A 479-nucleotide genomic window follows, 5' to 3' on the forward strand; every position below is an offset into this window, starting at 1 on the left:
GCCCGAGACCTCGTGCCATTTTTTGCTTGCCTCTGTGAACTCGGAGGTCTTGAGATCGCGCAGCAGCTGCCAGGTGAGGGTTCCGGTCACCGCTTCGCGTCCGCCCCGTGAACAGTGTCGACGGCCTTGAGGGACCTGTCGACCGCACGCTCCGTCTCGCCCATCTCCCCGGCGACCGTCAGCAAGGTCCCCTTGAGCTGTTCGCACTCGTCCCGCACCGCCTGAAGACGCTCCTCCCAGGACGTCAGCACGCCTTTGAGGGCCGCGACGGAGCTGAGGCCGGCGGCCCCCGCGTCGATGCCCTCGTGGCCGGGCCCCAGCGCCGACCTGCTCTTCTCCGCCCGGGTACGCAGATCCCCGGCCGTGCCGGAGGCGCTGACCCAGGGGCCCTTGCTGTGCTTGAGCCTTCCGGTTCCGCCCGTGTCGGTCCCGGGGTCGGAGGCCGCCGAGGCGAGCCTCGTCGCGGGCCCCTCGCCGGT

Annotated in this window: 1 protein-coding gene; it reads right to left on the reverse strand. The window is 71.0% G+C overall.

Annotation, left to right across the window (positions count from 1 at the left end; genetic code table 11):
• Positions 1-86: 86 nt before the first annotated feature.
• Positions 87-479: hypothetical protein (locus RM572_RS28930; protein WP_311676326.1), on the reverse strand; the 393-nt coding region annotated here is incomplete at its 5' end.

It is taken from the genome of Streptomyces hazeniae (assembly GCF_031845485.1).
GTDB lineage: Bacteria > Actinomycetota > Actinomycetes > Streptomycetales > Streptomycetaceae > Streptomyces > Streptomyces hazeniae.